16 protein-coding genes are annotated in these 15,929 nt (G+C 61.2%); 3 read left to right on the top strand and 13 right to left on the bottom strand.

The genetic code is table 11. From position 1 onward, the window contains the following. Window positions 1–19 precede the first annotated feature (19 nt). The 5 genes from ACP7BE_RS16175 to ACP7BE_RS16155 form a co-directional block, all read right to left on the bottom strand. A complete protein-coding gene (locus ACP7BE_RS16175; RefSeq protein ID WP_426106519.1) occupies window positions 20–904 on the bottom strand; it encodes an NAD(P)-dependent oxidoreductase in 885 nt (294 codons plus the stop codon). Continuing rightward, window positions 901–2,268, bottom strand: coding sequence for an MFS transporter (locus ACP7BE_RS16170; RefSeq protein ID WP_095003374.1), 1,368 nt, complete (start codon window positions 2,266–2,268; stop codon window positions 901–903). The genes ACP7BE_RS16175 and ACP7BE_RS16170 overlap by 4 nt, the downstream gene beginning before the upstream one ends. 171 nt (window positions 2,269–2,439) lie before the next feature. Next, on the bottom strand, window positions 2,440–3,414 hold the full coding sequence (gene denD, locus ACP7BE_RS16165) for a D-erythronate dehydrogenase (protein ID WP_095023003.1): 975 nt from the start codon (window positions 3,412–3,414) through the stop codon (window positions 2,440–2,442). Window positions 3,415–3,451: 37 nt separating this feature from the next. Then, window positions 3,452–4,300, bottom strand: a complete 849-nt coding sequence (locus ACP7BE_RS16160; protein WP_426106516.1) for an ureidoglycolate lyase — start codon at window positions 4,298–4,300, stop codon at window positions 3,452–3,454. Between the two features lie 138 nt (window positions 4,301–4,438). Next, window positions 4,439–5,179, bottom strand: a complete 741-nt coding sequence (locus tag ACP7BE_RS16155) for an SDR family oxidoreductase (RefSeq protein WP_095019225.1) — start codon at window positions 5,177–5,179, stop codon at window positions 4,439–4,441. A 106-nt stretch (window positions 5,180–5,285) separates the two neighbouring features. Between ACP7BE_RS16155 and ACP7BE_RS16150 the strand changes: the two genes are divergently transcribed. The 3 genes from ACP7BE_RS16150 to ACP7BE_RS16140 all read left to right on the top strand — a co-directional run bounded on the left by ACP7BE_RS16150 (window position 5,286) and on the right by ACP7BE_RS16140 (window position 8,684). After that, window positions 5,286–6,242: a LysR family transcriptional regulator gene (locus ACP7BE_RS16150; protein ID WP_095003378.1), complete on the top strand. Its 957-nt coding sequence runs from the start codon at window positions 5,286–5,288 to the stop codon at window positions 6,240–6,242. A gap of 116 nt (window positions 6,243–6,358) precedes the next feature. Further along, entirely contained in the window at window positions 6,359–7,627 is a 1,269-nt protein-coding gene (locus tag ACP7BE_RS16145) for an MFS transporter (protein WP_426106513.1), read from the top strand. Between the two features lie 598 nt (window positions 7,628–8,225). Then, a complete protein-coding gene (locus ACP7BE_RS16140) occupies window positions 8,226–8,684 on the top strand; it encodes an REP-associated tyrosine transposase (protein WP_340068569.1) in 459 nt (152 codons plus the stop codon). Window positions 8,685–8,711: 27 nt separating this feature from the next. Here the strand turns inward: ACP7BE_RS16140 and ACP7BE_RS16135 are convergent, their stop codons facing one another. The 8 genes from ACP7BE_RS16135 to ACP7BE_RS16100 all read right to left on the bottom strand — a co-directional run bounded on the left by ACP7BE_RS16135 (window position 8,712) and on the right by ACP7BE_RS16100 (window position 15,891). Next, window positions 8,712–8,963: a hypothetical protein gene (locus ACP7BE_RS16135; RefSeq protein WP_095001843.1), complete on the bottom strand. Its 252-nt coding sequence runs from the start codon at window positions 8,961–8,963 to the stop codon at window positions 8,712–8,714. 84 nt (window positions 8,964–9,047) lie between these two features. Further along, complete coding sequence (locus ACP7BE_RS16130; protein ID WP_095001842.1) at window positions 9,048–10,358, bottom strand: MFS transporter; 1,311 nt, start codon at window positions 10,356–10,358, stop codon at window positions 9,048–9,050. A 36-nt stretch (window positions 10,359–10,394) separates the two neighbouring features. Continuing rightward, window positions 10,395–11,621 carry an L-fucose:H+ symporter permease gene (gene fucP, locus ACP7BE_RS16125; RefSeq protein ID WP_426106510.1) on the bottom strand — a complete coding sequence of 409 codons (1,227 nt, stop codon included), beginning with the start codon at window positions 11,619–11,621 and terminating at the stop codon, window positions 10,395–10,397. A gap of 148 nt (window positions 11,622–11,769) precedes the next feature. Beyond that, on the bottom strand, window positions 11,770–12,111 hold the full coding sequence (locus ACP7BE_RS16120) for an L-rhamnose mutarotase (RefSeq protein ID WP_426106508.1): 342 nt from the start codon (window positions 12,109–12,111) through the stop codon (window positions 11,770–11,772). After that, window positions 12,108–12,884, bottom strand: coding sequence for an SDR family oxidoreductase (locus ACP7BE_RS16115; protein WP_095001839.1), 777 nt, complete (start codon window positions 12,882–12,884; stop codon window positions 12,108–12,110). The genes ACP7BE_RS16120 and ACP7BE_RS16115 overlap by 4 nt, the downstream gene beginning before the upstream one ends. Then, entirely contained in the window at window positions 12,881–13,726 is an 846-nt protein-coding gene (locus tag ACP7BE_RS16110) for an amidohydrolase family protein (protein WP_095019230.1), read from the bottom strand. Before ACP7BE_RS16110 ends, ACP7BE_RS16115 begins: the two co-directional genes overlap by 4 nt. A 24-nt stretch (window positions 13,727–13,750) precedes the next feature. Then, entirely contained in the window at window positions 13,751–15,028 is a 1,278-nt protein-coding gene (locus ACP7BE_RS16105) for an L-fuconate dehydratase (RefSeq protein WP_095019231.1), read from the bottom strand. Between the two features lie 14 nt (window positions 15,029–15,042). Continuing rightward, window positions 15,043–15,891 carry a fumarylacetoacetate hydrolase family protein gene (locus ACP7BE_RS16100; RefSeq protein ID WP_095019232.1) on the bottom strand — a complete coding sequence of 283 codons (849 nt, stop codon included), beginning with the start codon at window positions 15,889–15,891 and terminating at the stop codon, window positions 15,043–15,045. Window positions 15,892–15,929: the final 38 nt, after the last annotated feature.

The raw sequence follows: 15,929 nt of genomic DNA, 5'->3' as shown, positions 1-15,929 counted from the left end.
CAGGCTCCGGCTGATTATTTTATTCAGGCAATGGGTTGTTGCGGCGCAACTGGCGGATCAGTCCGGCGTGGTCGAGTTCGCCGTCACCGGCCTCGACCATGGCGGCAAACAGGCTGTCTACCAGGCTGCCGACGGGCAGGTTCAGGCCCAGTTTTTGTGCTTGGGCCATGGCGGTGCGGGTGTCCTTGAGCTGCCATTTGGCCGGGCCACCGGGAGTGAAATCGTTGTTCAGCATGCGTTGGCCGTGCTGGCGCCAGATCGGCGAGTCGACAAAACCGCCCATCAGCGCCTCGTGGACTTTCGCCGGGTCGGCGCCACCGCGCTCGGCCAGCAGCAGGCCTTCGGCGACGGTGGCGATGGTGCTGGCGACGATCAATTGGTTGACCAGCTTGGACAACTCGCCGGTGCCCGCCGGGCCGACGTGCACCGGGCGGCCCATGGCGGCCAGTACTTCGCGGCCCTGCTCAAAGGCGGCCACTTCGCCGCCAACCATGATTGCCAGGCTGGCTTCCCGCGCCCCGCGCTCGCCCCCCGACACCGGGGCGTCGAGGTAACGCAGGCGGCGTTCGGCACATAACCGCGCCTGTTCAACGGCGGTGTCGACCGGGATCGAACTCATCACGATCACCAGCGCCCCCGGTGCCAGTGCCAGGGCGGCACCGTTATCACCAAACAGCACCTCGTCACAGGTTGGGCCATCGCTGAGCATGCAGATCAGCACCTGAGCACCGTCTGCCGCGCCTGCCGGGGTCGGCGCAACCGCCGCCCCCAGTGTCGCCAGCGCCTGCAACTTGCCCGGCGAGCGGTTCCAGGCCCGCACCGGGAAGCCGGCGTGCAGCAGGTTGCGGGCCATGGGCAGGCCCATGATCCCGGTACCGATAAAGGCTACGCTTGGCAGGTTCATGCTTTTCCTCCAGTGGCAGGGGCCAGTGCGGCGCCAATTTGCGATTCTTTATTGCGCGGCATCAGCACCATGCCCAGGCCACCCAGGCCAACCAGTGCGGCGATCACCAGAAACCCCGGGGTGTAGCTGCCGGTCACGGTGAACAGGTAGCCGGTCAGGTAAGGGCCGATAAAACCGCTGAGGTTGCCGATGGAGTTGATCAGGCCAATGCCCACGGCCGCGCCGACACCGGTCAGCACTTGCCCGGGGACTGCCCAGAACACGTTGATCGCGCTGTACACGCCCATCGCCAGCAGAATGAAACCGATGACAATGATCCACGGCTGGTTGAGCCACAGCGCCACGGCAATCGACACTGCCGCGAGCATGGCGGCACCGCCGGCATGCCAGTGACGTTCTTGCAGGCGGTCAGAGCGCCGGCTCCACCAGATCATCGCCACAGCAGCAACGGCATAGGGAATGGCGGTGATCAGGCCGTTCTGCATCAGGCCGATTTCCAGGCCGAAGGTACCGCGGAACGATGCCAGAACCGTTGGCATGAAGAAGTTCATCGCGTTGGAGCCCGAGGTGATGCCGAAATACACCAGTGCCAGCAGCCATACCTGGCGGTTGCACAGGGCCTTGCGGATCATCTGGCCCTTGGTCGGTTGTACTCCCACCACCAGCGGTTTGTTGCGCTCTTCCTGGGCCAGGGTGTTGATCAGCCAGGTGCGCTGTTTGTCGGTCAGCCAGTGGGCATCGGCCGGGTGGTCGGTGAGGTAGAAGTAGCACACCACACCGAGGATCACCGCCGGTACGGCTTCGACGATGTACATCAGGCGCCAGCCGACAAAGCCCCAGGCATCGCCCATCTCCATCAGGCCCACCGACAGCGGTGCGCCGATGATTTGCGCGATGGGTACGCCCAGATAAAACGAGGCGATCATGCGTGCGCGATAGCGGCTCGGGAACCACAGCGACAGCAGATAGATCACGCCAGGGAAGAACCCGGCTTCGGCAATACCCAGCAGCACGCGCAGGGAAATGAAGTGGATGGGTGTCTGCAGGAAGCCCATGGCGCCGGCGATGATGCCCCAGGTCACCATGATCCGCGCGATCCATACACGGGCGCCATAGCGGTGCAGCAAAATGTTGCTCGGCACTTCGAACATGAAATAGCCGAGGAAGAAAATACCTGCGCCCAGGCCATAAATGGTCTGGCTGATGCCGATATCTTCGTTCATGCGCAGTGCGGCGAAACCGACGTTGTTGCGGTCCAGAAAGGCGACCACAAACAGCAGTACAAGAAAAGGAATCATGCGCCTGGTCACGCGCTTGATTGTCTGTTGTTCGATGTCCGAGACATCGGTGAGTGGAGTAGTCATGTGGCACGACCTCAGTTTTTATTGTTGTGAGTAGCGTGAGCGTTGCAGCATTTGGGTGAGACAGGGCTTTTTGTGGGAGCGGGCTTGCTTGCGATGGGGTCGCTGCGGGGCTTCAGTTGCACCGCGTCGCCTTGATCGCGAGCAAGCCCGCTCCCACAAGGGGGTGGTGGGTTATTTGTCGGCCGTATCCTCGATATGTGCGCGCACGATGGCATCGAAGTCCGCGTCGGCGGTAAAGCCCAGGGCACGGGCGCGGGGGGCTTCTACCTTGCTCGGCCAGCTTTCGACGATACGCTGGATAGTCGCGTCGGGCTCCCAGCGAATCAGTTTGGCCACGTCATCACCGGCCACCCGTTGCAGCGCCGCGACCATGTCGGCCACGGTGGTGGTCACGCCCGGCAACGGGATAATGCGCTGGTTGCCCAGGGTTTCTGGCGACAGGGTCATGCCCAGCAGCATCGACTCAATAATGCGCCGCGGCGAGGTGAGGTAAACCTGGGTATCCGGGCGTACCGGGCATACGGCAGGCAGGCCCACCAGTGGCTCGCGGATGATCGAACTGAAGAAGGTCGAGGCCGCCTTGTTCGGCTTGCCGGGGCGTACAGCCACGGTTGGCAGGCGCAGCACCCGGCCGTCGACAAAGCCTTTGCGCGCATAGTCGGCGACCAGCAATTCGCCTACGGCTTTTTGCATGCCGTAGGACGATTGTGGGGTAAGCACGGTGTTGTCATCGACTACTGGCGGCAGGGCGCCGCCGAATACTGCAAAACCGCTGGCGTAGACAAAGCGCGGCGCGTTGCCTTGCTTGCGCAGGGTTTCGAGCAGCAGCATCAGGCCGTGCAGGTTGACCTGCATGCCCAGGTCGAAATCCGCTTCGGCCGCCGAGCTGACCACGGCTGCCAGATGCCACACCAGATCCACGCCATCGGTGACGCGGGCGATGACATCGGGGTCGGCTATATCGCCGGTCACCAGCTCGATGCGCGGGTCGCTCGGCACATCTTCGCCGGCAAAGGCGTCGAACAACACGATGCGCTCAATGGTGCGAGGCGCCTGGCCTTCAAAGGTCAGGCTGTTCATGTCGAGCAGGCGCTGGGCCAGTTGTTTGCCGATAAAGCCGGTGCCGCCAGTAATCAGAATGCGCATGTGTAAAACCCTTTCTTATAGTTGTGTGAGCGTGAAGTCAGTCGGCCTGTACGGTGAGCTGGCGCTGTTCGCCAAGGCCGCTGATGCCCAGGTGCATGACCTGGCCTGCGCGCAGGTACACCGGGGTTGGTTTGACGCCCAGGCCCACACCCGGCGGTGTGCCGGTGGAAATCACGTCGCCCGGTTGCAGCGACATGCAGCGGCTCAGGTAAGCAATCAGGGCCGGGATCTGAAAGACCATGGTGCGGGTGTTGCCGTTCTGGTAGCGCTGTCCGTCGACTTCAAGCCAAAGGTCGAGCTGGTGCGGGTCGCTGATCTCATCGCGGGTCACCAGCCATGGTCCGAGGGGGCCAAAGGTGTCAAAGCCTTTGCCCTTGTCCCAGGTGCCGCCACGTTCGATCTGCCATTCGCGCTCCGATACATCGTTGATCACGCAGTATCCGGCCACGTGCTCCAGAGCGTTATGTTCATCGATATTGCGTCCACCCTTGCCGATCACCACGCCCAGCTCGACTTCCCAGTCGGTTTTGGTCGAGTCGCGGGGGATTTCCACGTTGTCGTTGGGACCGCAGATGGCGCTGGTCCATTTGCTGAATACCACCGGTTCCGACGGCACCGCCAGGCCCGACTCGGCAGCGTGGTCGGCGTAGTTCAGGCCGATGCAGATAAACTTGCCGACCTGGCCGACGCAGGCGCCGATACGTGGCGAACCGCTGACCAGCGGCAAACTGGCGGGGTCGATTTTTCTCAGTGTTTCCAGGCTTGCGGCTGACAGCGCAGCGCCTGCAACGTCGGCGATATGCGCCGACAAATCGCGGATATTGCCTTGGGCATCGAGCAGGCCGGGTTTTTCCTGACCTTTATCGCCGTAGCGCAGCAGTTTCATAAAAGCTCCTTTGGTGCATGGAAATAAATCTAGTGTGGGAGCGAGCCTGCTCGCGAATGCATCAATGCGGTGCCACTTAAACACCGAGGTGCCTGCATCGCGAGCAGGCTCGCTCCCACAGGGTTTCCCACAAAATGCTTAATTACTCATCCCGCCATCGATCACCTGGACGGTGCCGGTGGTGTAGCTGCTGGCATCGCTGGCCAGGTACAGCGCCAGTTGTGCGATTTCTTCAGCGCTGCCGATGCGGCCCATGGGCTGGCGGTCAACAAAGGCCTGATAGACCTCAGCTTCGGAACGCCCTTGCTCAAGGGCCTGTTCAGCGATGCGCTGGCGTAGCGAAGGGGAGTCCACCGTGCCGGGGCAAATGGCGTTGCAGCGAATGCCCTGGCGCACGTAGTCGGCGGCGACCGATTTGGTCAGGCCGATCACCGCAGCCTTGCTGGCGGTGTAGGCAAAGCGGTTGGGCACGCCTTTGACGCTGGAGGCCACCGAAGCCATGTTGATGATCGAGCCGCCGCCGTTTTCCAGCATGCCGGGGAGGAAGCCGCGGATCATGCGGTACATGGCGGTGACATTGAGGTCGAAAGAAAATTGCCAGGCCTGCTCGTCGCACTCCAGCAGGGCACCGCTGTGCACATAGCCTGCGCAGTTGAACAGCACGTCGATAGCGCCCAGCTGCTGGCAGATGGCATCGATGGCGCAAGCTTGGGTCACGTCCAGGGGCAGGACTTGAATACCGGGGATATCTTGCAGGGCTTCGACATGCAGGTCGGTGGCGATGACCTGCGCGCCCGCATCGCGAAAGGCCAGTACCGAAGCGCGGCCTATGCCTTGCGCCGCAGCAGTTATCAGCACACGTTTGTTGGCTAGGTTCATGACGAAAGTCCGTTGTTATTATTTGGCCCAACAGCTGCACACTAATATTGCTTTGCGATAATCGCCAATGAGATATTCTCAGGTCTTAATAACCGGGGGTTATCGGATGGCGGATGTCGGATTTAACCAGTTGTGCAACTGGCTGCGGTTTCGCCATTTGGTGCTGATCGACACCCTGGCGCGCACGCAAAACATGCATGCGACTGCGCAGGAAATGAGTATCAGCCAGCCAGCCGTGAGCAAGATGTTGCGCGAAATCGAGCACCAGCTGGGCTTCGAAGTATTTGCCCGTTTGCCGCGCAGCATGACCCTTACCGATCTGGGCAGCCATGTGGCCCGTTTTGCCCAGATCGCGTTGAACGACACCGGTCAGTTTGTCAGCCAGATCAACCATCTGCGCCAGGGTGGGCATGGCCTGATCAAGGTCGGCACCATTTATGCGGCCACAGCCCTGGCCGTGCCTGCTGCCATTGTGCGGGTCAAGCAGGACTGGCCGTTGCTCACCGTGCAAGTGCTTGAGGGCACCAGTGCCAATATGCTGACCTTGCTCGAACACAAGGAACTGGACCTGGTGGTGGCCCGTTTTACCCTCGATCGTCATCGTGAGTTGTTTGAATTCCAGGCGCTGGCGCCGGAGCCGTTGTGCCTGGTTACGGGCAGCCAGCACCCGCTGGCCGGGGCTAGTGAAGTGCCACTGGCGGATTTGGGCAGTTGGCCGTGGGTGATTTACCCGACGGGCACGCCGATGCGCGCACGGGTGGAAAAAGCCTTCGTCGAAGCAGGCATGCAGACCCCGGAAAACACCGTCGAAACCGTGTCCTTGCAGACCACCATGCAACTGCTGCAAACCACGCCGTCGGTGGCGATGCTGGCCGAGTCGATGGTCGAACCGGAAATCCAGGCCGGTCGCCTGACCCGCCTGGCCTTGCCGTTTCCGCTGGTGCTGGCTGACTACGGGGTGATTACCCGGCGCAACGATGTCCCGCAGTGGTCGGCAAAAGCCTTTATCGACGCCTTGTTAAGTGGTCCCGATGCCCTGCGCGGTGCTCGCCAGACACCTTGATAACGCGCGGTTATTAACTGATGGAATGATGTAATTGGGCACAGGCCAAACCGCCCTCTAAAGTGAGCGTCGCCCCACCTGTCGGGTAGGGGCGCAACCGCTCATGAGAGGCGCGTATGAGAACAATAAAAAGCTACAAGACGCTGACGATCTTCTTCCTGTTCCTGATTGGCGTGGTCAACTACCTTGACCGCAGCGCCTTATCCATCGCCAACACCACCATCCAGAAAGACCTGGCCATCAGCCCGATGCAAATGGGGGTGATGCTCTCGGCGTTCTCCATTGCCTACGCCTTTTCACAACTGCCTCTTGGTGCTTTGATCGACAAGTTGGGCAGCAAGCTGGCACTGGGTGGATCGCTGGTGGTGTGGTCGGTTGCGCAGGCGGCCTTCGGCCTGTTCAGCAGCTATGGCCATCTGGTCGGCTTGCGGGTGTTGCTGGGGATAGGTGAGGCGCCGGTGTTTCCTTCGGCGGCCAAGGCATTGTCGGAGTGGTTCGATACCCAGGAGCGCGGCACGGCGACCGGCTGGGTGTGGTCTTCGACCTGTATCGGCCCGTGCCTGGCGCCGCCGTTGCTGACCGTGTTCATGGTGCATCTGGGCTGGCGCGGGATGTTTATCCTTACCGGCGTCATGGGCCTGTTATTGGCACTGTGCTGGTTCAAGTTCTACAAGAGCAAGGCGCAATACATGGCCGAGACAGGTCGTGCGGAACCGGTGCCGGTGCAACAGGTCAAGGCGACGAAAGTGCGCTGGACCTCGTTGTTCAGGGATCGCAACACCTGGGGGGCGTTCCTCGGGTTTATGGGTGTGATTTACATGATCTGGCTCAATCTCACCTGGTTGCCCGGTTATTTTGAGCGTGAGCACGGTCTGGATCTGTATCGCACGGCCTGGGTGGTATCGCTGGCTTATTTGTTTGGCGCGTTGGGCACCATTGTGGCCGGTAAATGCTGTGATCGACTGGTGGCGCGAGGCATGCGGGTATTGGCCAGCCGCAAGCTGATGGTGATTCTGGGGCTGCTGGGCGGGGCGCTGTTTACCCTGATTGTGGCCTTTACCACCAACGTGGTGGCGTGCGTGATCCTGCTGTGCCTGACCATGTTCTTTATCAACATCTCCAGTGCCACGGCGTGGATGATCGTCAACACCATTGTGCCGTCGGAGCGTGTGGCTTCGTTTGGCTCGATCCAGAACTTTGGCGGTTACCTGGCAGGTTCCATAGCGCCGATCCTGACTGGATTCAGCGTGCAGCAGAGCGGTTCGTTTTCCTCGGCATTTGTGATCAGTGCGGTGGTGGCGGCGTGTTCGGCCTTTGCCTACTTTGCGTTGCTCAAGGAACCGCAGGCACCGGAAGCGCCCTTGGCCACCCTTGCTCCCGCCTGACTGAGCCCTTGTGGGAGCGGGCTTGCTCGCGATGGCATCCCCGGGGGGCGCCAGCCAGACCGCGTTGTTTGCATCGCAGGCAAGCCAGCTCCCACAGGTTTTGCGGTGCTCACAAGATCCGGGGTCAACCGCGTACCTCTGTGGGAGCGGGCTTGCTCGCGATGGCATCCCCGGGGTGCGCAAGCGAGAACGCGTTGTGTGCATCGCAGGCAAGCCAGCTCCCACAGGTTTTGCGGTGCTCACAAAATCCGGGGTCAACCGCGTACCTCTGTGGGAGCGGGCTTGCTCGCGATGGCATCCCCGGAGTGCGCCAGCCAGACCGCGTTGTGTGCATCGCAGGCAATCCAGCTCCCACAGTTTTTGCGGTGCTCACAAAATCCGGGGTCAGCCGCGTACCTCTGTGGGAGCGGGCTTGCTCGCGATGGCATCCCCGGAGTGCGCCAGCCAGACCGCGTTGTTTGCATCGCAGGCAAGCCAGCTCCCACAGGTTTGCGGTGATCACAAAAAAGTCCCACGACATATCCCGTCAAACGATGCCCGTTGTGGCTGGCCCGCTACTGACTAGCCTTTGAAATTCATCAACTCATAGAGTCAGGCCATGCCTTCTTTTTCTGCCTCCCACCGCCTGCGCCGTGGTCGTTACAGCGAGCAAAATCGCATTTATCTTCTGACCGCCAATACGCTTGGACGCCAACCGATTTTCCTGAACTGGCGTGTAGGCCGACGGGTGGTCGAACAGTTCAAGCGGGCACAAGAGCAGGGGCTGGCCACTTCGCTGGCATGGGTGGTGATGCCGGATCACTTTCATTGGCTGATCAGCCTTGATAAAGGCTCGCTGGATGAGTTGATGTGTCGCACAAAATCGTTGAGCACCCGCGCAATCAACCAGTCCACTGGGCAAACAGGCCGCCGTTGGCAGCAGGGCTACCACGACCATGCCTTGCGGCGTGATGAAGATATCAAGCAGATGGCCCGTTATGTGATTGCCAACCCGCTGCGCGCCGGGCTGGTCCAGCGGGTGGGGGACTACCCCTTGTGGGACGCAATCTGGGTTTGATCCCACAGGGGGGATAGGTGTTTACCGTTACAACCACGACTCGGTAATGCGCCGGTCCAGCTCTTCCCAGTCAGCCATGCCCAGCACCCGGGTGGTGTTGAGGCCGCGCAGGTAGCCGCGCAGCTGTTGGGCACTGGCCTGGATGTCGGCAGTCGGGGTGTTTGCGCTGTGCAGCGTCTCTTCGTAGAGGCTCAGGTATTCGTTTACGCGGTCGCGGTACTCGGGCAGTACTGCTTCACGGATCAGGTCGAAGGTGCGCAGTTTTTGATTGGTATTCACGGGTCACCCTTTGTGAGTTTACGGGCTGTTGTTTGTTACCCAATGTAGCTCACATGTGACCCGTGTTAATACCCGCAGTGCCCCTCAGTGTGGTGTGGCTGCCGGGGCCGGGAGTTTGCCCGGATTGCCGCTCGCCCTCGCTGAGCGAATCAGCATCAATGCGCCCAGCAGCGCCGTGCCGGCCAGGAAGTACATGCCCGCGTGCGGGTTGTTGAAGTAGCCCTCGGCCCAGGTTTTGACCGTGGGTGCAAGAAAACCGCCCAGGTTGCCCAGGGCACCGATCACGGCAATCCCGCTGGCCGCCGCTGCACCACCCAGAAAGCGGGTAGGCAGTGTCCAGAACAACGGTTGCACGGTGATAAAACCGGCGGCAGCCACGCAGAACGCCATAATCACCAGCACCAGGTTGCCACTCAAGGTCGAGCCGATCATGCCCACTGCGGCCATTGCCAGCATCAATGCGGCATAGCGGGTTTGTTGGCCCTTGCGGTCAGCATGGCGTGTCACCAGGTACAGCATGCATACGGTGGCAATCCACGGAATGGAGGTCAGGGCGCCGACCTTAAGGCCAATGCCGGTACCCAGCAACTCGGCGATCCGCGTTGGCAGGTAGAACAGCACGCCATACACGCTGACCTGAATGGTGAAGTAGATCAGGGTGAAGTACAGCACCACCGGGTTGAACATTGCTGCACGCCACGACGACGGGCCTTTGTTGGCTTTTTGCAGTTGCTCTTTTTCCAGCTCGTGTTCGATCGCGGCCTTTTCTTCGGTGTTCAGCCACTTGGCATCCCGGGGTTTGTCGGTCAGGTAGAAGAACGCGAATACGCCGATGATCGAGGCCGCCAGGCCTTCGGTGACAAACATCCATTGCCAGCCGGTAAGGCCGAACTGCGCGCTTTCCAGCAACCATCCCGATACCGGGCCGCCCACCATCAACGACACCGGCACGCCAAAATAGTAAATGCCATAGGCCGAGCCACGCTGGTTCTGCGGGAACCAGTAGGTCAGGTACAACACCACCCCCGGCGACAGCCCGGCTTCGGCTACGCCCAGCAGAAACCGCAGGATATAGAAGCTGGTTTCGTCGTGGGCAAACATCATCGCCGCTGAGACCAGGCCCCAGGTCACCATGATCCGGCTCAGCCAGATGCGTGCGCCGATCTTGTGCAGCATCAGGTTGCTCGGTACTTCGAACACGGCATAGCCGATAAAGAAAATCCCCGCACCCAGGGCAAATGCCGCGTTGCTCAGGCCGGTGTCCGCCTGCAGGGCGTGTTTGGCAAAGCCGATATTGGAACGATCGATGATCGCCATGGCGAACATCAGGGCGACAAAGGGCAGGATGCGCCAGCGGATCTTGCTCAGCGCCTGTTGCAGTGCGGGGTTGGTCATGGGGTGCTCCGTTATTGTTTTTGTGGAGTACAGCAATCAGATTTTTTTCAGGGCAGCACGGGCATAGGCAGCGACGATTACAAAACAGCCCATTGGCAACAGATAGGCCACGGCCGTGGAGGAGTGATCGGCCACCAGACCCATCACATAGGGCAGCAGCGCGCCGCCAACAATGGCCATGATCATGAACGAGCTGCCGCGCTTGGTATGTGGACCGAGGTTTTTCACGCCCATGGCAAACAGGGTGGGGAACATGATCGACATAAAGAAGAACGTCGCCACCAGCGCGACCACCGATACACCTTCAAACCCCAGCACCACCACCGCACACAGCGCCACGTTGATCAGCGCATAGATCAGCAGCAGGCGCTGGGCATTGACCCTGCCCATCAGCCAGGTGCTGAAAAAGCGTCCGAACATAAAGCTGAGCATGGCCACCGAAAGCAGATACGCGGCTTGCTGGCTGCTCATCTGCGCCCAGTGCTCGGTGACGTAGTTGATAAAAAACGCCCCCACGCCAACTTGTGCTCCCACATAAAAGAACTGGGTGATAACCCCCGTGACGAATTCGCGGTGTTGCCACAGGCCTTTGTGGTCGTGCTGCGCAACTTGCACTTCCTGCTCGCGCAGGTCGGGCAGCGCAGTGCGGGCGATAAGAGTGGCCACCAGCAACACCAGTGCGGCAATCACCAGATAGGTCATTTGCAGCGATTGTGTGGTGTCGGTGCTGTTGGCACCGCTGAAGAACAGTGCGCCGCCAATCAAGGGGCCGAAAAACTGCCCCAGGCCGTTGAACGACTGCGCCAGGTTCAGGCGGCGCTCGGCTCCGGCGGGTTCACCCAGCACCGTGGCGTAGGGGTTGGCGGCGGTTTCCAGACAGCCCAGACCGCAGGCAATCACAAACAGGGCGAACAGGAAAAACTGAAAACTCTGCGCCGCAGCGGCGGGCATAAACAGCAGGGCGCCAGTGGCGTAGAGGCACAGGCCCAGCAGGATGCCGGCCTTGTAGCCGTACCTGTCCATCAGCAAACCGGCGGGCAGGGCGATCAGAAAATACGCGCCAAAGTAGGCGCTTTGCAGCAGGCCCGACTGCGCCTTGCTGACGTGCAGGGTTTCCTGGAAGTGCTTGTTGAGCACATCGAGCAAGCCATAGGACAGGCCCCAGAGAAAGAACAGGCAGGTGACCAGGATCAGTGCCCGGCGATAGGACGTGACCGCCCGGGTAAAGGACGGCGCTGCGACGTTCGGGTGCTTGAGTGACATGACGCATCTCCTTTTTATTGTTGTGAGTTCGGCGTTGTGGTTTGCGTGGATCTACACCCTGTGGGAGCGAGCCTGCTCGCGATGCAGGCGGCTCGGTTTGCCTGACCACCGCGGTGATGCCATCGCGAGCAGGCTCGCTCCCACAGGGTCAGGGAGAATCTTTCAGGCTGAAAATCTGTGCCATTGGCGCCCATTTTTCACCGGGCTTTGTCCAGGGTGTAGGCTGCTGAAAACGCCACATCAGCGCTTCCCATTCCTGCACCTTGGGGTCGCTGGCGCCAGCCAGGGCAAAAGCTTCGACACTGAACTCGGGGGCTGTGTCCATGACCATGAACAGCCGCGTGCCCAGGCGCCATATCTGCATGTCGAGCAGGCCATGCCCGCGCAAATGGGCGCTGATCTGCGGCCAGATGTTCTGGTGCAAGCGCTCATACTCGGCAATCAGCGCCGGGTCGTCCTTAAGGTCCAGCGCCAGGCATTGGCGGTTCATGTCAGCGCCCGGTCCAGGTGGGTGTAGCCACCGTCCACCACCAGCCATTGCCCGGTGGTGTGGGAGGCGCGCGGGGAGAGCAAAAACAGCACGCTGTCGGCGATTTCTGCGGCCGTGGTCATGCGCCGGCCCAGGGGGATTTTTTCAACAATGCTCGCCAGCTTGGCTTGCGGGTCGGCGAAGGTGTCGATCCAGCGCTCGTACAAGGGGGTCATGACTTCGGCCGGGATCACCGCATTGACCCGGATCCCGTCAGCCAGCAATGAAGTGGCCCATTCGCGGGTCAACGACAGTTGCGCGCCCTTGGCGGCGGTGTAGCCGCTGGTTCCGCCTTGCCCGGTGAGGGCCGTCTTGGAGCTGATATTGACGATGGCACCGCGGCTGGCCTTGAGCGCATCGACGCACAGATGGGTCATGAGATAATAATGGATGAGGTTTTTTTCCAGTGACTCGACAAAGGCCGAGCGCCCGGCTTCAAGGCCAACGCCATCGTTGACCCCGGCGTTATTGACCAGCCCGTCGATGCGGCCGAAGCGTTGCAGCACGCTGGCGACTGCCGCGCGGCAGGCGTCTTCGTCGCGCAGTTCGACCTGCACAAACAGGCTCTGCGCCCCGCGCTGATCCAATTGCCGGGCCAGCTCATCGGACAGCGGGCTGTGGCCGAAAATCACCGGGATCGCACCTTCGTCAGCCAGCCCCAGGGTGATGGCTGCGCCGATCCCCGAGCCGCCGCCGGTCACGATAAACACCTTGTCTTGCAGATGCAGATTCATTGCGTCACTCCCTCTATGTTGTAGACGCGGCACGCCGTACCACCCCAGATGGCCGCGTGCTCTGACACGCTGGCGACCAGGGTGTGAGTGGCCTCGTAGTCGCTGGCCAACAGGCACACCGGCCAGTCGGAACCGAACATCAGGCGCTCGGGGCCAAACAGTTCCAGTGCCATGTGCAAATAGGGCGTCAGTTGTGCGCTGGACCAGTCCTGCCAATGGGCTTCGGTGATCAGCCCTGACAACTTGCAGCTGACGTGGGGCAGGGCCGCCAACGGTGCCAGTTGGCTGGCCCAGGTTTTCAAGTCCCCGGCCTGGATATCGGGTTTGCCCAGGTGGTCGAGTACCAGATGGTGCTGGTCATGCTGCTGGCACAGTTCGGTAACCGTGCGCAGATCCCGGGCCTTGACCAGCACTTCGTAGACCAGTCCCTGGCGTTGCAAGGTATGCAAGCCACGGCTGAACCCCGGATTTTGGATAAACTGGGCGAGCGAGGGTTCGTCCTGCAACTGATGACGAAAGCCACGCAAAACCGGCGCTTGCGCCCAGCGTTCAAGCGATTGCTCAAGGTCGCGGGCACACAGGTCGACCCAGCCCACCACGGCGCGAATCCACGGGTAGCGCTGCGCCAGTTGCAACAGTTGATCGGTTTCACTGGCACAGGCGCGGGCCTGCACGGCGATGCAACCGTCGAATCCGCCAGCATCGAGCAAGGGCCGCAGATCATCGGGGGTAAAGTCCTGGCGCAAACCGCTCATGTCGCGACCTATCCACGGATAGGCCGCGGCGTCATAGCGCCAGAAGTGCTGGTGTGCATCCAGTCGTAGTGAGTGTGGGGACGACATTATTGTTGTACTCCGTCCGTTTGCTTAGCCCCGGTAGCGGTACTGCTCGCGGGAGGCGGCCTTCATCTGGATCGAGAAGCCCGGAGCCTGTGGTGGCATATAGGCCGCGTTGCGGATCACGCAGGGGTCTTCGAAGTGCTCGTGCAGATGGTCGACAAATTCCACCACCCGGCCTTCGTGAGTCCCGGCGATGCACAGGTAGTCGATCATCGACAGGTGCTGCACGTACTCGCACAGACCAACGCCGCCTGCGTGCGGACATACCGGCAGGTTGTACTTGGCGGCCATCAGCATCACGGCCAGCACTTCATTGACCCCGCCCAGGCGGCAGGCGTCGATCTGCACCACGTCAATGGCTTCACGCATGATCAGTTGCTTGAACACGATACGGTTCTGGCACATTTCGCCGGTCGCTACCTTGACCGGGCTGACACCCAGGCGGATTTTTCGATGACCTTCGACGTCGTCCGGGCTGGTTGGCTCTTCGATAAACCACGGGTTGGCGAATGACAGTTCGCGCACCCAGTCGATGGCCGCGTCCACTTCCCATACCTGATTGGCGTCGATCATCAGCTTGCGATCCGGGCCCAGTACTTCCCGGGCGATGCGCACGCGGCGGATATCGTCCTGCAGGTCGTGGCCGACTTTCAATTTGACGTGAGAGAAGCCCGCATCCACCGCTTCCTGACACAGTCTGCGCAGCTTGTCGTCGGCATAACCCAGCCAGCCGGCGGAGGTGGTGTAGCAGGGGTAGCCCTCAGCCTCGAGCAAGGCCAGTCGCTCGGCCTTGCCATTGGCGCGCTCGCGCAGCAGGGTCAGAGCTTCTGCCGGGGTGATGCAGTCGGTGATATAACGAAAGTCGATACAGCGCACCAGTTCTTCGGGGCTCATGTCTGCCACCAGACGCCACACCGGCTTGCCTTCGGCCTTGGCCCACAGGTCCCAGGCGGCGTTGACCACCGCACCGGTGGCCAGGTGGATGGCGCCCTTGTCCGGGCCGATCCAGCGCAACTGGCTGTCGCTGGTCACGTGGTGCCAGAAACGGCCCATGTCTTCGGCGATCCACTCCAGCTTCAAACCCACCAGCAGGCTGGCCAGGGCCTTGATCGAGGCACAGCAGATTTCGTTGCCGCGGCCGATGGTGAAGGTCAGGCCATGGCCTTCAAGGCCGGGGGTGTCGGTTTCGAGGATGACATAGGCCGCCGAGTAGTCAGGGTCCGGGTTCATCGCGTCAGAACCGTCGAGGGATTGCGAGGTGGGGAAGCGGATGTCTTCAACCCGTACGGCAGTAATTGTGGTCATGGTATGGCTCCCTGTCAGTCGGCGTTCACGGTGCGTTGCTGTTGTTCGCCCAGCCCGCTGATGCCCAGGCGCATGGTCTGGCCGGCACGCAGGTAGACAGGCTCGGGTTTGATACCCAGGCCGACGCCTGGCGGGGTGCCGGTGGAAATCACATCCCCCGGTTGCAGGCTCATGAACTGGCTGAGGTAGCTGATGATTTTCGGGATCTGGAAGATCATCGTGCGGGTGTTGCCGTTCTGGTAGCGGTGGCCATCCACTTCCAGCCACAGGTCGAGCTGGTGCGGATCGGCGATTTCGTCGCGGGTCACCAGCCACGGGCCCAGCGGGCCGAAAGTGTCGCAGCCTTTGCCTTTGTCCCAGGTACCGCCCAGCTCCAGCTGGAACTCGCGCTCGGAGATGTCGTTGATCACGCAGTAACCGGCCACGTGTTCCATGGCCTGGTTTTCGCTGATATAGCGACCGCCTTTACCGATCACCACACCCAGCTCGACTTCCCAGTCGGTTTTGCGCGAATTGCGCGGGATTTCGACGTTGTCGTTGGGGCCGACGATGGCGCTGGTCCATTTGCTGAACACCACCGGTTCGGCGGGGATTGCGGCACCGGTTTCGGCAGCATGGTCGGCGTAGTTCAGGCCGATGCAGATAAATTTTCCGACCTGGCCGACGCAGGCGCCGATACGGGGGGAGCCCTCAACCAGTGGCAGGGTGGACGGGTCGATATCTTGCAGGCGGGCAATGCTTTCGGGGCTCAGGGTCTGGCCTGCGATATCCGCGACCACTGCCGACAAATCGCGCAGTTGGCCGTCGTTGTCGAGCAGGGCGGGACGCTCCTGGCCTTTTTCACCGTAACGCAGCAGTTTCATAAACAATCCTTTTTGGGGGAGGGGCAGGGCCCAGTGGG

The sequence above is a fragment of the Pseudomonas sp. TWR1-1-3 genome, from assembly GCF_049896805.1.
GTDB classification, from domain to species: Bacteria; Pseudomonadota; Gammaproteobacteria; order Pseudomonadales; family Pseudomonadaceae; genus Aquipseudomonas; species Aquipseudomonas bubulae.
The sequence above is the reverse complement of the archived record's forward strand: the minus strand, read 5'-3'. Positions and strand labels throughout refer to the sequence as shown.

What these genes read in the sequence shown, in the direction of transcription:
- ACP7BE_RS16115 (WP_095001839.1), bottom strand. Translation starts at nt 12,884, where the DNA reads ATGAATCTGCATCTGCAAGACAAGGTGTTTATCGTGACCGGCGGCGGC.
- ACP7BE_RS16130 (WP_095001842.1), bottom strand. Translation starts at nt 10,358, where the DNA reads ATGACCAACCCCGCACTGCAACAGGCGCTGAGCAAGATCCGCTGGCGC.
- ACP7BE_RS16120 (WP_426106508.1), bottom strand. Translation starts at nt 12,111, where the DNA reads ATGAACCGCCAATGCCTGGCGCTGGACCTTAAGGACGACCCGGCGCTG.
- ACP7BE_RS16175 (WP_426106519.1), bottom strand. Translation starts at nt 904, where the DNA reads ATGAACCTGCCAAGCGTAGCCTTTATCGGTACCGGGATCATGGGCCTG.
- ACP7BE_RS16155 (WP_095019225.1), bottom strand. Translation starts at nt 5,179, where the DNA reads ATGAACCTAGCCAACAAACGTGTGCTGATAACTGCTGCGGCGCAAGGC.
- ACP7BE_RS16105 (WP_095019231.1), bottom strand. Translation starts at nt 15,028, where the DNA reads ATGACCACAATTACTGCCGTACGGGTTGAAGACATCCGCTTCCCCACC.
- fucP (WP_426106510.1), bottom strand. Translation starts at nt 11,621, where the DNA reads ATGTCACTCAAGCACCCGAACGTCGCAGCGCCGTCCTTTACCCGGGCG.
- ACP7BE_RS16160 (WP_426106516.1), bottom strand. Translation starts at nt 4,300, where the DNA reads ATGAAACTGCTGCGCTACGGCGATAAAGGTCAGGAAAAACCCGGCCTG.
- ACP7BE_RS16100 (WP_095019232.1), bottom strand. Translation starts at nt 15,891, where the DNA reads ATGAAACTGCTGCGTTACGGTGAAAAAGGCCAGGAGCGTCCCGCCCTG.
- denD (WP_095023003.1), bottom strand. Translation starts at nt 3,414, where the DNA reads ATGCGCATTCTGATTACTGGCGGCACCGGCTTTATCGGCAAACAACTG.
- ACP7BE_RS16110 (WP_095019230.1), bottom strand. Translation starts at nt 13,726, where the DNA reads ATGTCGTCCCCACACTCACTACGACTGGATGCACACCAGCACTTCTGG.
- ACP7BE_RS16145 (WP_426106513.1), top strand. Translation starts at nt 6,359, where the DNA reads ATGAGAACAATAAAAAGCTACAAGACGCTGACGATCTTCTTCCTGTTC.
- ACP7BE_RS16170 (WP_095003374.1), bottom strand. Translation starts at nt 2,268, where the DNA reads ATGACTACTCCACTCACCGATGTCTCGGACATCGAACAACAGACAATC.
- ACP7BE_RS16150 (WP_095003378.1), top strand. Translation starts at nt 5,286, where the DNA reads ATGGCGGATGTCGGATTTAACCAGTTGTGCAACTGGCTGCGGTTTCGC.
- ACP7BE_RS16140 (WP_340068569.1), top strand. Translation starts at nt 8,226, where the DNA reads ATGCCTTCTTTTTCTGCCTCCCACCGCCTGCGCCGTGGTCGTTACAGC.